This is a genomic window from Pseudoalteromonas sp. 2CM28B, from assembly GCF_023161935.1.
The window spans coordinates 28,953-45,958 of the sequence record NZ_JALNTH010000003.1 but is presented as its reverse complement, the minus strand read 5'-3'; the positions used below and the strand labels follow the sequence as shown (position 1 = coordinate 45,958).

Below are 17,006 nucleotides of genomic sequence, written 5' to 3'. Positions count from 1 at the left end.
CTAGGTGCGCTAAACAACGGTGTTTAGCGCACCTAGTAAGGATTACTTTGCTATAGCCTCAAAGCGTGGCATATTATTTAGAACTGATTTAGGCGGGTTACCCTTATAAAATAACCAAGGGTAATAAAACTCACGTAATTGCTGATGATAATCACGAATTTGCTGATCGTATGCATACGCCGCTACTGAGTCGGTTTGGGCGGCTCGCGTTAAGCTGCGCTGCAATAACAGCGGTGGCGAAAACCACGACACAACGCCTGCTAAATCATATTTTTTAGCGGCTGCGTCTCGGTATGCTTTAGAGAGCGGCGCTGCTTTTAAATCGCCCATTTGCTGAAATGCGTAATACCATTTCCACTCAAACTCACTGCTCATAGCAATGTATGGCGCAAGTGCTGGGTACTCTTTAATAAAAGGCTGCATAGTGGCAGATTTTGGTAAATCCCAGGCATCATTTACCGCCTCACGCTGAGTAAGCATAATGTCGCCACCCTTAGGCGAATGCACCGACTTGTTTATAGCAAGGTCGCCTAAAATAGGAATAATAAAAGCAAATAATACCCATAAGCCAATTAGGCCAGAGGCAACGCGCGGCGCACTAGTCGCGTTTTTGCCCCACCACACACTCAGCGCAGTCCAAAATGCAAGGTATGCAATACAAAGTAGCGATACATACGCAATTTCAAACGCGCTTGCACCAGCTATAAATGCACCGATAAAAAATGGTAGCATTAAACATACTATTACTGCTAAAAACCTTACCGTTATACGTGCGCCCCACAAAGAAAAGTACGATTTAGCCGTAGTAACCAGTAAGTCGTGCCTGCCGCTGGTGCGCTCGTTTGCAAATAAGTCATGAAACAGCAAAATAATAACCAGTGGTGCTAAGGCGCTAATTACAAATACAAAATCAATTTTACCGGCCTGTGCCAGCTCGGCATTTTGCGCATCGCTTTCGTAAATTTGCCCCTCTATGGCCAATAAATTAATACGGTGTTTCCACGGGAATATATCGCGTTCCCCTAATGCTGCAAAAGCAAGGTTAGATGGCTGAGAATACGTTAAATGAAAACAGTAATAAGCCAACATGCCCGGATCGTCTTGCTTTTGCTGCACTTTAGCGCGATCGCTTTGATCTGCAGCTTTTAAACGCTCTATTGTTTGCTGCTGCGCGCTTACTTCGCTAAGCCCGCTATATATTGCAAAGCTCGATAAAACAAAGCTACATAACAGCAATACCACAAGGTACTTTTGACGCAGTAAAAAGCCCCATTCTCGTGTAAGTTGTGTAATTAAATAACTCATATCAAACGTTTTCCTACCAATTTAATACCGCCTACAAGTACTACAATCCACAGTATTAACTGTAAAAAAGCAGGTACACTTCTTTGCGCGCGAACATCTGCGCTATCTACATCAAAGGTAAAGTTTTGCAGTATTTGCCAGTTCTCTGATCCTACGCGCGCTTTTTTAGTAGCCTCGGTATTGGCGTTGCGGTTCATATCAACTTGGTAATCAAGCTTTTCAATGTGTACTTTGTTAAGCCCTTGCACAAAATCAAAGCGCAGCTGTTCGGTTTCGCGTAAAAAGCGATGATGGGTTTCTATGCTGGTGCCCACTACAATCATCGACAGCGAGCGAATAGCCACCATAGGCGATACCCAACCAAAGTAACGCGATACCTGCGTTTGTTTAAGCTCACTTTGCATGCGCTGCTCGGCAAACTGGTTTAATACCTTAGTTTGTTTGGCCTCTGATTCACTGGCCACTAACCCTCTAAAGTTTACTGGCAGCTCATCAATGCTGTTTACGTTGTATTTTTTAAGCAGAGATTGTTTAAATTGCTTAAAGGCGGGGTCGTTGGTGTTATGGCCATCACCTAGTTTTCTAAGCTCAGCTTTTACTGCAAAGTCGGTTTCTATTTTACCGGCCGATGGCACAGCCGTAGAGGCACTTGTACTTGCTACGCGCGGCATAACAATGCACAGTAAAATCCACACAAACGCAAGCGCTGTAAAGCTACCACTATTTTTACTAAACACGCTCGATGCTAATAAAACAACTAACACCCACACGCTTAAATACAATGCATAGCCCACAATAAAACTAACAACGGCTAAAAGGCTTTCACCCGCGCTAAGCGTAAATAACGCCGACACCGCTAATGGCGCAATAATTAACCCAACAACACACAAAAGCGCCAGCCCTTTACCCGCAATAAGCGTACTGCCTTTGGTGCCTTGCGCCAATAAATACGACAGCGTTTGCGATTCGCGCTCACGACTAATAGAGCTGTAACCAATTAAAATAAGCAGTAACGGCGCTAATGTTTGCACTATAAAAGCAGGCGTTAAGCTGCCAAGTTTTGTTAAAGCTGTGCCTTGGCGCTGCTCGGCAAACATTGCACTATTTTGCCTATGCCCTTCTAAAAATATTGAGTTACCTGTGTAGGCATCAATCCCCGGATCTAGGGTGCTCAGAGGGGTTGGTGTTCTAAAAGCGTAATGCCCGTAATGCACCATTCTGTGTGGGTGGCGATCGGGCTGCTCAGCAAAGCTTTGCTCTGCATTGCTTTGTAATTCATTACGAGTGTGGCTAAGTTCGTGCATTGTAATGGCAGTCACCACCACAGATGAAAGCGTAAGTAATAAACCAATGGCTAAAACGGTCATCGCCAGTTTTGAGCGAAGCCAATAGCGCCACTCATCTTTGGCAACTATCACCATCTTTGAAAAATTATTTTTGCTCATTACGCGCCTCTTTGTGCAAACGCGGCATGGACTTGCTCGGTATCAATTCGGCCGTTTTCTGGCGCGTCAAATTCGCCCACCAGCTCACCCGCTCTTAATAAACCAATTCGGTTTGCCACTTGGCATGCGCCGTATACATCGTGCGTTACCATTAAAATAGTGGCGCCGGTTAATGCAAGCTCACGCACTAACTGGTTAAACTCATCAATAGCAACAGGGTCAAGGCCCGATGTAGGCTCATCGAGTAAAAATATTGGGGCTTGGCGTAAAATAGCCAGTGCAATCGCGGTTTTTTGCCTCATGCCTTTAGAGTACGTTTGCATAGGACGCTCCCATGCAGCTTGCTGTAGCGCTACACGGTTAAACGCAGCATTAATTTGCTCATCGGTTTTTTTAATATCAGCAAGCGATAAAAAATACGCCACGTTTTCGCGGGCAGTTAAATGCGGATATAACGTTGCCGACTCAGGTAAGTACGCCGTTTTACCGCGTACAAAATTAAGTGCCTGTGTTACCTCTTTGCCCGCTACTTTTACAGAGCCTTGAGTGGGTTTATTAAATCCAAGCAAAGTTTTTAACGTGGTTGATTTACCCGCACCATTACCGCCAAGTAACGCGTAAATTTCGCCTGAGCCTACGCTAAAGTTTAAGTTTTTTAAAATAGCGTTGTTTTTAATGCTAAAACTTAACGAGTCCACTTCAATAATGGCTTCGCTTTTAATTGTTTGAGTAGCTGCTTGAGTAGCGGCTTGAGTTGTATTTAGGGCTTCATTACGTGTTTGTTCCACACGTGGAGATTCTTTCGGTGATGTTTGATTAACAGCTGTAGGTGTACTCACATTCAAACTCTATTAAGGGAAATTAGAATGTGATGAATGTTATACTATATCAAACATCTATTGCAACACTATAACATATTAATAATTAACAAATGATGCAGAGGTTTTAATAGAGTTACACACGTAGATTTATTCAACGGGTTTTGCCTATTACAAAAATCCATCACCATTTAGGCTAAAATCATACCTAAGGCAGCGTTTAAAATTAAGTACTTAAGTTATTTACGCCTTACCTTTAAAGTAAATTGAACAATGAACTTTTCAATTGCTAAAATGCCAACCTATTTTTCTACCAAGAGATACAATGGCAAATTTCAATACTCATCTTAATACTGCAGTCATCATCACAGGTTTAGGCTCGGCCACTTTATTAACTGCAGGCCATATTGATTTAAACGGCGCACTTTGGTTATGGTTTTTAGGCTCAATTGGCGGCTTATTACCCGACATAGACTCAGATAACTCAACCTCGCTCAATACTATTTTTAACTTATTTGCACTGAGCGCTGTATTACTGGTGCTGCATTACATAACCACCGAGCTAATAATCGAAATTAGTTTTATAGAGCTAATCGTAGTGCCGTTATTGGTGTACGGGTTTATGAAATACATTATTAGGCCCATTTTTGAATGGATCACCGTGCACAGAGGCAGCTGCCACTCATTATTATTTTTAGTGCTATGCGCGCTGTTAACAACGCAAGTAACCTGGCAACTAAACGAGCAAACAACCACACAAGCAGCCACCTTTGCCTGGTTAACAGGTGGGTTTATTTTAATCGGCGGGCTAATTCATTTATTACTCGATGAAATTTACAGTGTAGATTTAAGCAATGTCACCATTAAACGCTCCTTTGGCACCGCGTTAAAAATAGCCGACTTCGACAATAAATTAATTACGTTGGCATCAATAATTGCCATTGCAGGTTTAATCTATGTAGCCCCGCCTACAGAGCAAACTATTATCGCATTAAGTGATTGGTCTCATTTTAGGCTTTTATCTTAATAAATAATATTTAGCTTGGTCACACAAAATACCCATAAACATTGTTTGTGGGTATATATGCTTATTTAAGTGATTGTTTTAATTTCCTCTCGAATAAACAGCCGCCTTAGTTAGTCGAAGTAACTCCAACATTTAATTTAAAAGTTAATTCACAAAAGGATTAGATGCGCATCTCTTTTAAAGGCTTAACAGCTTAACCCAATGCGACTTTGCCAATTTAAGTTTCATTAAAAGCGTAAGTTTTATCCTATTTAATATTAATTATTATTTTTATTGGTTTTAGTGAAATAATTACCCCGCTTTACCTGTCTTATAGCAGCAATACTTTCACCTGTTTGATGTATGCAAAGCGACTACAACTTTTAAAGCGTCAAATATAAAATTATAAGAGGTACATAATGGAATTTACACATAAACGCACCACCCTAATTACAGCATCGTTATTGTTAGCGTTGGCAATAACCCAGGCTATTTTTACTGCCCTTTACAGTGCTGAAATTAGCTTTTCAAGACAGTATGCATGGGGACTAGAAGCCGTGCTGTTTACTGTGCTTGTGGCCTTTGCAAGTACCACTATGGTGCAAGCTAAAAACGCTCAACTAGGTTGGTCGGCTATCACATTTAGCGCAATACTTAACATAGTACAGGTAAGCATTGGCCTAACGCTGTTTTCAACATTTGGTAAAGTTGCAGGCGCAGTAGAAGGCGCACAACCTTTAATTGGTGGCGTGGTGTCTTTATCATTTATGATTTACTACGCAGCTAAATTATTATTAGGCTTAGCAGCCCTTGTGTTTGGCCTATCTTTTATTGCTAAAGGTGGCAAAGCCATTGGCGGCCTTACAGCCCTAGCAGGCGCAGTTGCAATGCTTGCCAATGCAGTATTAATTATTGCTGGCCGTGATGGGTTCCTTCCATCAGGCGTTGCTGGTGCCTCAGGTATGATTGCAACATTACTTCTAGCAATCTGCTTATTTAGCCTTAACCGTAAGCAAGACTAAGGTTTAGTGCCTTTTTAGTAAGGCAGTTACTTAAATAAGTTATAAACATCGGCGTGAATTAGAGATGCTAGTTCGCCGATGTTTTACGTTTAGAGTGTTGAGATTTAAAGTGCCAGCAACCTTAAATATTTATAGCTAATTCAAAAAGAGGTTATGAGGCGCTGCGCTTTTAGAGGGTAAAATACTTAATATCAAAAACCTTTTAACTGATTTATGTTTTGATGTATGAAGTCAATATTTTAACCTATTCGCCCTAAATACAAAAGGCGAAAAGAAAGACTTGACCCCATTTATCTTCTGTTTAGATTGTGGGGTAGGACAGCTTCTCATTATGCGATTGAGCATCATCTTCCCAAATAAGCCTCACAACATGTTTCCGTTTTGTCTGCCCATGAACGCTAGCAATAAGCTCTACTGACTGATGCCTTTCTAAACTCTCCATTGGAAACTTTTCTGTAATTTCAGAATCGATTACGACATCATTTCCCTTTGGAAACTCGATTCTAACGTTTTTAGCTGTAGAAGAACCCTTATTCCAAACTTTAAGTCTGTATTTACTACCCCCTAACTTTATAAAAGAAGCTCCAAGATCTGCTCTTTTTTCTTTTAAAGCATCTTCACTCTCTTTTTCTAGAAGTAGATTATTTAGCTTTTCTTGACTTTCAACAAGGGACTTCTGCCTTTTGTTAAAGCTGACAGTTTGCCAAGTTGCATAACCTGATAAAAGAAAAGCTAGGCCTGCTATTAAGTCACCAGCATCGATAGAAACAGACATTATTTAATCCTTATATTCTTATCCCCAGAAAAAGACTTTTTCAGTGACTTACGCAGTTGATCTGCAAAGTCTTCTTTTACTTCACTTTTAATTTCAGAAAGATGTTCATCTATATTTTCGCTATTTTCTCGAAGAAGTTCATCTCTATTAAATTCTCGCTCGCAAGAGGCACAGGTCATTACTTGGATAGCTTCATCCACCCCTTCATCATATGAAAAATCTTTACAGCCACATGTCGGACACGACAAATCTATGCTTCTTTTATATTTATCAGATTTCATTATTAACTCCAATTTACGAAGACACTCAACAACTTTTTGAACATCACTTTGAAGGCTATAACACCCATAACGGCGTATATTATGTTGTTCGATAATTACACCAAACAACTCGTTTATAATCAGACAACAACAATTTCTACTCAGTAGCCTTTGTTATTTAACCCCACAACGACTTTTAATAATGTTATGGGATAAAACTAAAACCACTGTATTTATGACGAGAATTAGGATGACACCCATTCAATTCATTTAGACTTACACCATCTTAATTTCAAAATTTAAGATGGGTGTCTTGTTAATTTTTCTCAAAAAGGCAACAAGAAAGACCTGACGCCATTTATCTTTTTATTCCGTTTAAGCAACTTGTTATGAGTATTTAAGCATTGAGGATTACCGACACTTCTTGCACCAACTTTGATTGGTAGCAGTAGAAGAGTTTGTACTGCGCATCCCAAATAGGTCTGTTAACTCTTTATGGTTATTAGCCACTGTTTTTTTGCACTTAGGGCAAGTGTGAGGTAAATTTATTTTTCCAGCCATGGTTATTTTTCCTTATTTTTTTCTTTAACATTTTCTGCTTTAGATTTTATTTCTGTCCACTTTTCGCGTTCCGAATCTGTCAGATCAGATCTTTTCAAATTACTATCAGCTTTTTTAATTAATGCACCAGGGACTTCTTTTGCAATAGCAATAGAGGCTTTTCCGGCAGCTAACCCAACATTAAATAGGGTTTTCCCAACTAATGAAGCTGATTTCTTTGCTTTTTCCTTAGTTTCAAACTCATTCGATACATCATCTACAGCGTCTTTAAGATCGAAATAGTCAAAAAACTTTTTTGTCATATAAAACTCCAGTTAAATAAAATTGTGATACTCATAACAGCTTATTGAACCCCACTTTAGGGGGTTATAACACCCCAAAGTGGCATATATTACGTTGATCGATAATTACACTAAACAACTCCTTTATAAACAGATAATTAAAATTGCTACTAAGTGGTCTTTGTTACTTAACCCCATAACAACTTTTAATAATGTTATGGGGCAAACCTCGCATTACTGTACTTGTATACAGCTCACGATAAATCCTATATTTACTTAATTTTTAACTACAAAACTTATAAATGCCCTAGCCACTAAAACCTTGTATCGTTCTCACACGGATCACCATCTCTATCGCCATCCATTTTTGTATTAGGGCAGTTATTTATAAAAAACACCGCCTCTGCACGTGAGGTCATTTGGCTACAGTGCTGCCTGCCATCACAGGTAAAATTTTGCGTGCTTTTTGGAATAACGCTTTTTGGATATTGCTCGTCAAAAGTGGCTAAATCGGCGTTGGTAATAACAGGTGTGTTGTTATTAAATTGCTCGTTACTTTTATAATGGCTGTATTTATTTACTGCGATAAAGCCAAGTACAGCGATAATACTAATTGAGGAGACTTTGCCTAAAAAACTATCAGTAAAATTAGATTTAGCAACACGATGATGGTTTGGTTTTTTATGCGTGACTTTAAGTGCAGCTACGCCTTCTATTCGGCAATTAACGGCTTTGGTTTTACCATCGGGCTGTGTAGCGACTTCAAAATAAATGGTGTCGCCCACTTTTGGCTTGCGGCTCATGTGTTTGAGCGCTGAAATGTGTATAAAGGTGTCGTGAGCTAGGGTGTCTGATTTAATAAAACCAAAGCCCTTTTCGTCATGCCACGCTTTTAACAATCCTTTGTTCATGTATTTACCTATGCTAATTAAGCTGCTATTACGCAAATTCCATTTAAGTTAAGAATCGTTAGTATACGTTCCTAAATTGCTACCACGCAACCAAATATTCATATTAGGTTAATTTAAACACGCCAACTAGTTTGCAAAATACTTAACCGTATAGGGAAAATACCGAGCTTTGAGGTTTAAAATGCAGCAAAAAATACCCTGTATTATTTTATAAATTACGGCCATTTGTCCTTTATTCTAGGACTGCTAACTTTTGCGAAGCGATTAGCTTAACAGCTTGTTTACACTCGGTTTTGTTATTAGTTATTTCTATCTGAATTAAGCGTTTTTAGTGTGATTTTTCATTCGTTATTTACTTAATTTATCTATACAATCCACACCTTATTTTTACGTGCAATTTTCAAGTGATTATCTCATGCTATTAACCGTTGTTTATATTATTGGTATTACCGCAGAAGCCATGACCGGCGCACTTAGCGCTGGGCGAATGAAAATGGATTGGTTTGGCGTTGTACTGGTTGCCAGTGCAACAGCAATTGGTGGTGGCAGTGTGCGAGATATTTTACTTGGCAATTACCCACTTACCTGGGTACAACACCCAGAGTATTTATTAATTACTTGTATAGCGGGCATTGTGACTACGTGGCTTGCTAAGTGGGTGGTTAAATTTAAAGGTATTTTTATGCGCTTAGATGCGCTAGGGCTTGCGGCGTTTAGCATTATTGGCTGCCAAGTTGGGCTAAATATGGGCCTGCACTATGGTATTTGCGTTGTGGCTGCGGTTGTAACCGGTGTTTTTGGTGGCTTACTGCGCGATTTAATATGTCGCCAAGCGCCTTTAGTACTGCATAACGAGCTATACGCGAGTGTATCGTTACTGGTTGCCTGCTTATTCTTGGCACTGCACCATTACAATATTGATGACAACATCAGCATTATTGTAAGCCTTGTTGCAGGCTATTTAATACGTATGGCGTCAATTCGCTTTAAGTGGCGCTTACCTACCTTTAGTTTGTTAGAGCAGCACGCTAAATAAATTAGGCTTTAATACAATTTAAGGCAGGTATTAAACCTGCCTTAATTAATATAAGTATAAGTACTAGCGCCTTACTTTATTGCTCGCTTACATCACTTAACGCGGTTTTTAACCCACTGTTATTTTGCTTTAGTACACTAAAACTGCCATCGGTTTCTAGCACTACAGCGGCTACATCTTCTATGGCTGATATACCCGCACCACGAATTGCAGCACGAATTTCTGATTTTGTTACCCGCTGCGATTTAAGCGCCGCCGTACAGTATTCACCATTACTCAGCAATAGCGTAGGCTCTGCTTTTATAAGCGAAGCAAATTTAGATGAGCGCACACTTAGCCACGTAATAAAATATTGCAGCCCTATCAACACAACAAACGCGAGCATGCCCTCTAGCAGCGCAACGCTTTTTGTAATGATCACCGAGGCTAAAATAGAGCCCAGCGCAATAGTGACAATAAAATCAAATACGTTCCATTTAGAAAGCGTACGCTTACCCGATATACGCAGCCAAAATACCAGCGCTACATAACCCAGCACGCCAATAATAAGTACGCGTATTAAGCCCTGCATATCATCAAAAAACATAGTTACTCCTTTATATGCGTTATTTAGTTACTGTAAGTAGTTCCTGCAATAGTTAATTAAACCCTACATTGCACATAGTTAAATAACGATGAATAAAGCGCCCTATTTTATTTTGCTAATTGTTTTACAAACTTAATTTTACTTAGCATCGTACTTTGTTTATCGGCATAGGTACCTACGTATTACACAAGTATTCAAAGTAACCGATATGGAGTTATAAGTTTACTTTTTCAAAGGATAATGTGATTATCATTTTAGGTACAAATTAACAGTTTTCTTTGCTCAATAACGTTATAAAGGGATTTATCTTGAAATTAATTAAAAAAGCGATAGTTATCGGAGTATTAATACTGGTACAAGGGTGTGTTTCTTACGATTTAGTGCACGTTGAAACATATAGTTCAGGCCAAAAGCCAGTTAAAGGCACCGCCGTTAAACAAGTTAAGTATGGAGATGGCTTTAAATGGGTGGGTGTTATAATTTCGCCAATCATTCCTATTCCTCTTATATTACCTTATGGCCGTGAACGCACCACTACTTGGTTATCTGATGATGGTGCTAGTGTTTACACAGAAATTCAAAAAACAGAAGCCAATGGGTATGGGTGTATGTTTATAAGCTCAGAAATAAATGGCTGTAGCGATGAAACTACATGGGGCGCATTAATGATAAATGATATTAAGCTTCACTGACTATTTGCATCACTCTTTTATGCTCAGGGCAGTTTAAATTTAGACGATGGTTGATTATGATAACTTAAGCATTATATCTAAGTTTCCGCTTCTTAATTTATACAAAGGATTACCATGTCTAGCTATAACGAATCGCCAGAGCAAATTGAACAGGCCACTAAAGGCTATGTGATGCAGCAAACTATGTTGCGTATTAAGGATCCCAAACCGTCGCTCGAATTTTATCAAAATGTATTAGGTATGAAGCTGTTAGGTAAGTATGACTTTCCTGAAATGAAGTTTACGCTGTACTTTTTAGGGTACGAGCCAGAGCAGCCGCAAGGTGATGATAAAACCAAAGCTAAATGGGTATTTGGTCGCCCTGCACTAATTGAGCTTACCCATAACTGGGGTACAGAAGATGACGATAGCTTTGAGGGCTACCACAGTGGCAACCAAGAACCTAAGGGCTTTGGCCATATTGGTATTAGCGTGCCAGATGTATACGCCGCGAGTGAGCGCTTTGCAAAATACGATGTAGAATTTGTTAAAAAGCCAGATGATGGCTCAATGAAGGGCCTAGCGTTTATAAAAGACCCTGACGGCTACTGGATAGAAATACTCTCACCGGAGGGAATTACTGATATTATTTTTGGTAAATAACTTTAACGCTTAATAAACCGGTTACCACATACTAAAAAGCCAGCTAATTAGCTGGCTTTTGTGTTTTTAAATAAGGGTTAGCTTATTTACGCAGGGCGTCTATTCGCGCATCTAGCGGTGGGTGAGATGAAAACAGTTCAGCCATCCCTTTATCACTTGCTATACCAAAGGCCATCATTGAGCCTTGTAGTTGCGACGGGTGGTTTTGCTTTAATCGCTCTAGAGCTGAGCGCATTTTGTCTGCACCTACCAATTTAGCTGCGTCACTGTCGGCTGCAAATTCACGCTTACGGCTGTAACTTGCTACCACTATGCTTGCAAGCACACCAAATACAACTTGGAATAACATGTCGAATAAAAAGTAAGACCAGCTACTACCACCCTCTTCTTCATCGCCATTTAAAAAGTTATCAACTATGCCTGCTAGTACTTTTGCGGCAAATATTACAAAGGTATTTACCACGCCTTGTATTAGCGTAAGCGTTACCATGTCGCCATTAGCAACGTGCGATACTTCGTGGGCAAGTACGGCCTCGGCTTGGTCTTGATTCATGTTATGTAATAAACCTGTGCTTACCGCCACCAGCGAGTTGTTTTTACTTGGGCCGGTTGCAAAGGCGTTCATTTCTGGGCTGTCGTAAATTGCTACTTCAGGCATTTTTATACCTGCTTTTTGAGCTTGTGCTGATACAGTTTGTACAAGCCAGTGCTCGGTTTCGTTGCGTGGTTGAGTAATTACCTGTGCGCCCGTTGATTTTTTAGCAATCCACTTAGACATAAATAACGAAATAAACGAGCCACCAAAGCCAAATACAGAGGCTATAAGTAATATTCCGCCAAGGCTACGATGGCTTAAACCCAGCGCGCTCATTATTATTGAAAGCACTACACCTAATACCAACATAACCGCTAGGTTAGTTAATAAAAACAAAAATATACGTTTCATATTGTCCTCACAAAAATAGGTTTGATCACCGAACATAAAATTAAATTAGGTTAAAGCAATCATTACGTTATGACACACTATGTCATAGCGTTGAGGCTATTCTGTGACAAACTATGTCATAACGCAAGGGTTATTTGCAGGTTTATTAATAAATTTTTTGGGGAGTTTAAAAAGGGAGTAAAGTGTGGCGTAACGCAGTTATTAAACCTCGTTACGCCTATAAAAACAATTAGTTGCTGGTTATGCCGCTAGTTGTAATGCAATTATTAATTGTTGCCATATCTGTAGGAAAGCCGCGCTCTTTTGCAAGTAATTGTGCCACCTTGGTTATATCTGCATGGTTGTGTTGTTGAAGATACGTCCACTGGTGATGTGTACGATGCTCATTTATGTGCGCATCGTCGCTTATTAGGCCAAGTTTAGTAAATTCAGCCACTATTTCATCGGCAGCGATTAAGGTAGATGACGCTTTTACGTTTTCGGCTCGTGCGTAGCTAATATGCGAATATAAGCTAACATCGGCGACGCGCAAGGTGTCGTCTTCTCCTGGGATTTGCTGGCCACCAAACAAGGCATTGTTTTGCGTGTTGGCGTTTTTAAATGCCGGAACAAACTCGGCTACATAATCAATGGCTTTTTGACTACGTGCTTTTAGTACTTGATGATCCCACCCATTGTTTATGTAATTTAAGTATTTAGCTGGCAATTGCGGCTGTGCACTTTGCTCGTTGGTATCGGCTAGGCCATCGTTAAACAAGGTAATTGAGTTGGTCATACCATGAATTTGATAATAGCCATTAGGATAAGGCGTTAGCTGTGCCATGCCCTCTGGCGTGCCACGGTTACCATAAATAATAATTTCTGGAATTTGCCCGCCAGCACCTTGCCAATGCGTAATGTAAGAAGCTTTAAATTCGACCATACGTTTGGCCTCTACGCCTACCATGTCATCTACAATACCGGTTTGAAAGCCACAGGCATTAATAAGATAGTCTACCTCTAGTGTTTGCGTAGAGTCGCTTTGGTTATTTTGGTATTCAATTTTCCAGGTTGGCGATTGGTTATTGGCACTGGTTTGCTCAACTTGCCTAACTTGCTTTACCTCTGTGCTGGTAAGTACATTAGCGTGTTCGTACTGGGCAAGCGCAAGTTGGGCGCTGGCCGATAACCTAAAAATATTCCACCCGTATTCTTGCGCAACAATTAGCGGGTATTTTACTTTGTTTAAGTTTAGGTGCTTAGCAACGGGGATCATCCACTCATCTAGCGTTCTAGGCTCTGCAACCTGCTCTTTTTTACTCAGCGCTATCATTTGCTCATGACTATACAGCTGGTAGTAATTGTCGGGCTCACCAAGTACTTTGTTGTTAGGGTCTTGCCCAACTAACTCTTTATACGCGTTGGTGATTTTATTTAATCGTGGTAGTAAATCATCGGGTGAGTCGTCATCGCGCGTAGGAACTGCAAACACGGTTGGGCGTACATCTATGGTGTAGGGGTATAGGCGTAAAATATCGATACATTGTTTGAGTAAATCTATGCAGTCTTCGTCTGGTATTTCACGGTATAAATTACCACCGGCATGTAAATGGCACATAGGTGGGCCATCTATAAGTGACTTTTTTTTCTCAAAAATAGTGGTATGAATCCCTAGCGCTGCCAATCGTATAGCTATTGTTGCCCCTGCTGTGCCGCCACCTAAAATGCCCACACGGGTTTTAGGCTGAGCAGTTGGCTTTACCTCGGGTTCACCCGTTACCTGTGTGTTTTGAGCGAAGCGTTTAATATATGGGTGCGTCATGTAGCGGTTTATTTCCTTAGTAACAATAGCTTTAACTTGTAATATGTGTACTAAAGGGGGTAATTTCAAGGCGTAAATACAATTAATAAGTTCATGTATTTAATATAAAAACTGCTTTGCATTTAAAAACGCAAAGCAGCCACAATTAGCTCTGTATATTGAGGGTATTAAGCAAGGTTTTGTATATTTGCAGTTTAGGGGTTTGCTCGCTGTATGGGCTTATAGCCAAAATAGGAAATGGCAAGCGTGCCTTTAACGAATCAAGGTTAGCTTGGTATTCGTCCATATTTGGGTCTACTTGGTTGGCAATCCAGCCTACACAATTAATGCCTAAACTTTGCATATGGGCAGCGGTAAGTAAAGCATGGTTTAAACAGCCTAGTTTCATGCCTACTACTAAAATTACGGGTAGTTGCTCGGCCTTAACCCAGTCGTATAAATAATCGGTGTTATTAATTGGTAGTGCCCAGCCACCAGCGCCTTCGGTTAGGTGGTAATCGGCACCTTGTTGTTTAAGTGTTGAGTACGCTGTGCTTAGTTTATCGAGCGTAATATTAACCCCTACTTGCTCTGCGGCTATGTGCGGCGCAATAGGCGGCGCAAAGGCAAAGGGGTTTATTACATCGTATTTGGCACTTACCGTGGCGCTTTCCATTAGCATTAGTGCATCAGCATTTACTAGCTGATCAAACGCCATTTCGCAGCCTGCGGCAAGTGGCTTAAAGCCAATTGCGTTTTTTTTATGTTGGGCAAGTAGCTTTAATAGCAAACTAGTCACGTGGGTTTTTCCGGCGTCGGTGTCGGTACCGGTAATAAAAAATTCTTTCATTTTACTGCCTTGATTAATTTTAATATTAGCTACTCATGGCTTTTTTGTAATGATAACAATACCACATGGTAAGATACACACGCTTGATTGTTTAAAAGCGGATACGCATTGCATACCCGTTGTAGCGCCGACTTAGTTAATAGCCCTTGGCGTGAATTAGCATGATTTTGCGTTGTAGCACCAATGGCTTTAATAGATTTAATGGCTTTTAACGGGCTTGAATAACAATCGGTATAAATTACTTTTTGCGAACTATTAATACTAAACCCTGCCTTTTGTACCGACTGGTTTATATAAGCGTGTGTATTAAAGGTATTTATATGGCTACGGTTATCAAGCGCTGCAAACGCTGTTTTAATTTCGTTAAGCGAACCCGCAACCACTGTGCTTATATAAGCCTGCCCGCCAGGCTTTAAGCTTTTATAAAGCGCCTGCATTAATTTTTCAAAATTAGCCGACCACTGCACTGCAAAGTTACTAAATATGGCGTCAATACTGCTTGCTTGTAGCGGCAGGTTATCCATATCGGCGCAAATTTTTGGGTTAGTTAATGCAGCGCTTTTAAGCATGTTTAAGCTTAAATCTATCGCGATGACTTGGCCGTATTGTCTGCTTAGCTGTGAGGTATTCACCAGTGGGCCAGCTCCTAAATCTACACAGCGCTTATTTTGGTTGCATGACTGGGAGCTTATTAATTTAAATAAATCGCTTGCTGCCTGTTTTTGTACATTGGCATGGCTGTTGTACTGCTCAGCTGCTTTAGAAAACTTATCACTCGCCCCCTTTTTAAGCGCTGTATGAGGGCGTACTTGCTCAGCACTTTGTATAAGCGCACTATTTTGTGGAGCCCCATTTATAGGTAAAAGCGCGGGCTTTTTATTTAAAGCTTGCTTACTGTGGGTATGAGCTAAAGCCTGCGCAATCATGCTATTGCGCCTTTTAAGTGCTCAACAAGGGCTGTTATATCTGCATGGGTATGCGCCGCTGTTAAGGTTACACGTAACCGCGCGGTATTGTGCACAACCGTAGGTGGGCGAATAGCGGTTAGCCAAATGCCCTGCTGTTTAAGCCTTTGTGCTGCGTGTAACGTTTGTTCGGCGCAGCCAAGTACAATGGGCTGAATAGCGGTGTTTGAATCCATTACCGCAATGGCATGTTGTTTACAAAGCTGCTTAAAAAAAGCAATGTTACTACTAAGCTGCTCGCGTTTAACATCTGCACATTTAATGGCTTGCAAGCGCGTAAGCGTAAGTGCAGCCATAAGCGGCGACATAGCGGTTGAATACGTGTAGTCGCGGTTAAACTGCAGCATGTAATTAATAAATTGGTTATTTGCTAATACACAGGCTCCGCTGCTTGCTACTGCTTTTCCAAAAGTAATAACCAGTATATCGGGAAGTGCTAAGCCTTCATCTAATAATGCCTCACAGCTACCTAAACCGGTTTTACCTAGGGCGCCAAAACCATGTGCATCGTCAATCATAAGCCAGGCATTGTGCTCTTTAGCTAAAGCAAGCAGCTCTTTTATGGGGGCGGTGTCGCCATCCATCGAAAACACCCCTTCGCTAATAATTAGCTTATTGTGTGCTTTTGATTTTTCGAGCCGCGAACGTAAATGCTTTAAGTCGTTATGGCTAAAGCGGATCAATGCGGCATTTGAATGCATTGCGCCGTCAATCAAACTGGCGTGGTTGAGCTTATCTTGAAAAATAGCACTGTTTTGCGCAGCGCTTTTATCGTTAAACAACGCTTTAATTACACTGCTATTTGCACTAAACCCCGAGTTAAACAACATGCCAGCCTCGTAGCCAAGCGCGCTACATAAGTATTGCTCTAGCTGTTGTTGCTGCGCCTGATACCCAGTAACTAAAGGTGAGCTGTGGCTACCGAGTACGTTGATTTGCTCAAGGTTAATACTGCAATCACCAAAGCCTAGATAGTCATTACTGGCAAAATTAAGGTACGTTGCGTTATTTACTGTAATGGTACGTGCTGTGGCGCGCTGCACCACATGGCGTTTACGCAATAACGCATGTTGCTGTTGTTGCTGCAAATGCGTATTTAAAAATTCAAATGGCATAAAAGGTAAG

The 17,006-nt window shown here is 40.6% G+C and carries 18 protein-coding genes; 5 read left to right on the top strand and 13 right to left on the bottom strand.

The window, feature by feature from the left end:
* Positions 1-42: 42 nt before the first annotated feature.
* The 3 genes from MTN96_RS04890 to MTN96_RS04880 are packed head-to-tail and all read right to left on the bottom strand — an operon-like array spanning position 43 to position 3,589.
* Positions 43-1,305: a DUF3526 domain-containing protein gene (locus MTN96_RS04890; protein WP_248530858.1), complete on the bottom strand. Its 1,263-nt coding sequence runs from the start codon at positions 1,303-1,305 to the stop codon at positions 43-45.
* Positions 1,302-2,750: a DUF3526 domain-containing protein gene (locus MTN96_RS04885; protein ID WP_096041728.1), complete on the bottom strand. Its 1,449-nt coding sequence runs from the start codon at positions 2,748-2,750 to the stop codon at positions 1,302-1,304. Before MTN96_RS04885 ends, MTN96_RS04890 begins: the two co-directional genes overlap by 4 nt.
* A complete protein-coding gene (locus MTN96_RS04880; RefSeq protein ID WP_374274763.1) occupies positions 2,750-3,589 on the bottom strand; it encodes an ABC transporter ATP-binding protein in 840 nt (279 codons plus the stop codon). Before MTN96_RS04880 ends, MTN96_RS04885 begins: the two co-directional genes overlap by 1 nt.
* 304 nt (positions 3,590-3,893) lie before the next feature.
* Here MTN96_RS04880 and MTN96_RS04875 point away from each other — a divergent pair, with 304 nt between their 5' ends.
* Together MTN96_RS04875 and MTN96_RS04870 are read left to right on the top strand one after the other, a co-directional pair.
* The gene (locus MTN96_RS04875) at positions 3,894-4,595 is read left to right on the top strand and encodes a metal-dependent hydrolase (protein ID WP_054982529.1); all 702 of its coding nucleotides are present in this window, start codon (positions 3,894-3,896) and stop codon (positions 4,593-4,595) included.
* Positions 4,596-4,993: 398 nt separating this feature from the next.
* Positions 4,994-5,596: a hypothetical protein gene (locus tag MTN96_RS04870; RefSeq protein WP_054982530.1), complete on the top strand. Its 603-nt coding sequence runs from the start codon at positions 4,994-4,996 to the stop codon at positions 5,594-5,596.
* Positions 5,597-5,897: 301 nt separating this feature from the next.
* Here the strand turns inward: MTN96_RS04870 and MTN96_RS04865 are convergent, their stop codons facing one another.
* The 4 genes from MTN96_RS04865 to MTN96_RS04850 form a co-directional block, all read right to left on the bottom strand.
* Entirely contained in the window at positions 5,898-6,371 is a 474-nt protein-coding gene (locus MTN96_RS04865) for a hypothetical protein (RefSeq protein WP_248530857.1), read from the bottom strand.
* A complete protein-coding gene (locus MTN96_RS04860) occupies positions 6,371-6,652 on the bottom strand; it encodes a hypothetical protein (protein ID WP_248530856.1) in 282 nt (93 codons plus the stop codon). The genes MTN96_RS04865 and MTN96_RS04860 overlap by 1 nt, the downstream gene beginning before the upstream one ends.
* Before the next feature lie 542 nt (positions 6,653-7,194).
* Entirely contained in the window at positions 7,195-7,494 is a 300-nt protein-coding gene (locus MTN96_RS04855; protein ID WP_248530855.1) for a hypothetical protein, read from the bottom strand.
* A 293-nt stretch (positions 7,495-7,787) separates the two neighbouring features.
* The gene (locus tag MTN96_RS04850) at positions 7,788-8,384 is read right to left on the bottom strand and encodes a cold shock domain-containing protein (RefSeq protein ID WP_248530854.1); all 597 of its coding nucleotides are present in this window, start codon (positions 8,382-8,384) and stop codon (positions 7,788-7,790) included.
* A 415-nt stretch (positions 8,385-8,799) separates the two neighbouring features.
* On the opposite strand from MTN96_RS04850, the gene MTN96_RS04845 reads away from it, so the two are divergent.
* Positions 8,800-9,420, top strand: coding sequence for a trimeric intracellular cation channel family protein (locus MTN96_RS04845; protein ID WP_058550084.1), 621 nt, complete (start codon positions 8,800-8,802; stop codon positions 9,418-9,420).
* 76 nt (positions 9,421-9,496) lie between these two features.
* On the opposite strand, the gene MTN96_RS04840 is transcribed toward MTN96_RS04845, so the two are convergent.
* The gene (locus tag MTN96_RS04840; RefSeq protein ID WP_248530853.1) at positions 9,497-10,006 is read right to left on the bottom strand and encodes a DUF421 domain-containing protein; all 510 of its coding nucleotides are present in this window, start codon (positions 10,004-10,006) and stop codon (positions 9,497-9,499) included.
* 308 nt (positions 10,007-10,314) lie between these two features.
* Here MTN96_RS04840 and MTN96_RS04835 point away from each other — a divergent pair, with 308 nt between their 5' ends.
* Both MTN96_RS04835 and gloA read left to right on the top strand, forming a co-directional pair.
* The gene (locus MTN96_RS04835; RefSeq protein ID WP_154944505.1) at positions 10,315-10,698 is read left to right on the top strand and encodes a hypothetical protein; all 384 of its coding nucleotides are present in this window, start codon (positions 10,315-10,317) and stop codon (positions 10,696-10,698) included.
* 114 nt (positions 10,699-10,812) lie between these two features.
* On the top strand, positions 10,813-11,340 hold the full coding sequence (gene gloA / locus MTN96_RS04830) for a lactoylglutathione lyase (RefSeq protein ID WP_024033580.1): 528 nt from the start codon (positions 10,813-10,815) through the stop codon (positions 11,338-11,340).
* A gap of 82 nt (positions 11,341-11,422) precedes the next feature.
* Here the strand turns inward: gloA and htpX are convergent, their stop codons facing one another.
* The 5 genes from htpX to MTN96_RS04805 all read right to left on the bottom strand — a co-directional run bounded on the left by htpX (position 11,423) and on the right by MTN96_RS04805 (position 16,996).
* Positions 11,423-12,286 (bottom strand): protease HtpX, encoded by an 864-nt coding sequence (htpX, locus tag MTN96_RS04825; RefSeq protein WP_248530852.1) that lies wholly within the window; start codon positions 12,284-12,286, stop codon positions 11,423-11,425.
* Positions 12,287-12,515: 229 nt separating this feature from the next.
* Positions 12,516-14,087 (bottom strand): FAD-dependent oxidoreductase, encoded by a 1,572-nt coding sequence (locus MTN96_RS04820; RefSeq protein WP_248530851.1) that lies wholly within the window; start codon positions 14,085-14,087, stop codon positions 12,516-12,518.
* A 145-nt stretch (positions 14,088-14,232) separates the two neighbouring features.
* Complete coding sequence (gene bioD / locus MTN96_RS04815) at positions 14,233-14,916, bottom strand: dethiobiotin synthase (RefSeq protein WP_096739629.1); 684 nt, start codon at positions 14,914-14,916, stop codon at positions 14,233-14,235.
* 29 nt (positions 14,917-14,945) lie between these two features.
* Positions 14,946-15,842 carry a methyltransferase domain-containing protein gene (locus MTN96_RS04810; RefSeq protein WP_248530850.1) on the bottom strand — a complete coding sequence of 299 codons (897 nt, stop codon included), beginning with the start codon at positions 15,840-15,842 and terminating at the stop codon, positions 14,946-14,948.
* Entirely contained in the window at positions 15,839-16,996 is a 1,158-nt protein-coding gene (locus MTN96_RS04805; RefSeq protein WP_248530849.1) for an 8-amino-7-oxononanoate synthase, read from the bottom strand. Before MTN96_RS04805 ends, MTN96_RS04810 begins: the two co-directional genes overlap by 4 nt.
* Between the last annotated feature and the right edge of the window lie 10 nt (positions 16,997-17,006).

Bases quoted from the DNA above. Each gene is read 5' to 3' on its own strand.
- MTN96_RS04875 (WP_054982529.1), top strand. From the start codon at position 3,894: ATGGCAAATTTCAATACTCATCTTAATACTGCAGTCATCATCACAGGT.
- MTN96_RS04840 (WP_248530853.1), bottom strand. From the start codon at position 10,006: ATGTTTTTTGATGATATGCAGGGCTTAATACGCGTACTTATTATTGGC.
- htpX (WP_248530852.1), bottom strand. From the start codon at position 12,286: ATGAAACGTATATTTTTGTTTTTATTAACTAACCTAGCGGTTATGTTG.
- MTN96_RS04805 (WP_248530849.1), bottom strand. From the start codon at position 16,996: ATGCCATTTGAATTTTTAAATACGCATTTGCAGCAACAACAGCAACAT.
- bioD (WP_096739629.1), bottom strand. From the start codon at position 14,916: ATGAAAGAATTTTTTATTACCGGTACCGACACCGACGCCGGAAAAACC.
- gloA (WP_024033580.1), top strand. From the start codon at position 10,813: ATGTCTAGCTATAACGAATCGCCAGAGCAAATTGAACAGGCCACTAAA.
- MTN96_RS04890 (WP_248530858.1), bottom strand. From the start codon at position 1,305: ATGAGTTATTTAATTACACAACTTACACGAGAATGGGGCTTTTTACTG.
- MTN96_RS04860 (WP_248530856.1), bottom strand. From the start codon at position 6,652: ATGAAATCTGATAAATATAAAAGAAGCATAGATTTGTCGTGTCCGACA.
- MTN96_RS04850 (WP_248530854.1), bottom strand. From the start codon at position 8,384: ATGAACAAAGGATTGTTAAAAGCGTGGCATGACGAAAAGGGCTTTGGT.
- MTN96_RS04855 (WP_248530855.1), bottom strand. From the start codon at position 7,494: ATGACAAAAAAGTTTTTTGACTATTTCGATCTTAAAGACGCTGTAGAT.
- MTN96_RS04885 (WP_096041728.1), bottom strand. From the start codon at position 2,750: ATGAGCAAAAATAATTTTTCAAAGATGGTGATAGTTGCCAAAGATGAG.
- MTN96_RS04870 (WP_054982530.1), top strand. From the start codon at position 4,994: ATGGAATTTACACATAAACGCACCACCCTAATTACAGCATCGTTATTG.
- MTN96_RS04810 (WP_248530850.1), bottom strand. From the start codon at position 15,842: ATGATTGCGCAGGCTTTAGCTCATACCCACAGTAAGCAAGCTTTAAAT.
- MTN96_RS04820 (WP_248530851.1), bottom strand. From the start codon at position 14,087: ATGACGCACCCATATATTAAACGCTTCGCTCAAAACACACAGGTAACG.
- MTN96_RS04865 (WP_248530857.1), bottom strand. From the start codon at position 6,371: ATGTCTGTTTCTATCGATGCTGGTGACTTAATAGCAGGCCTAGCTTTT.
- MTN96_RS04845 (WP_058550084.1), top strand. From the start codon at position 8,800: ATGCTATTAACCGTTGTTTATATTATTGGTATTACCGCAGAAGCCATG.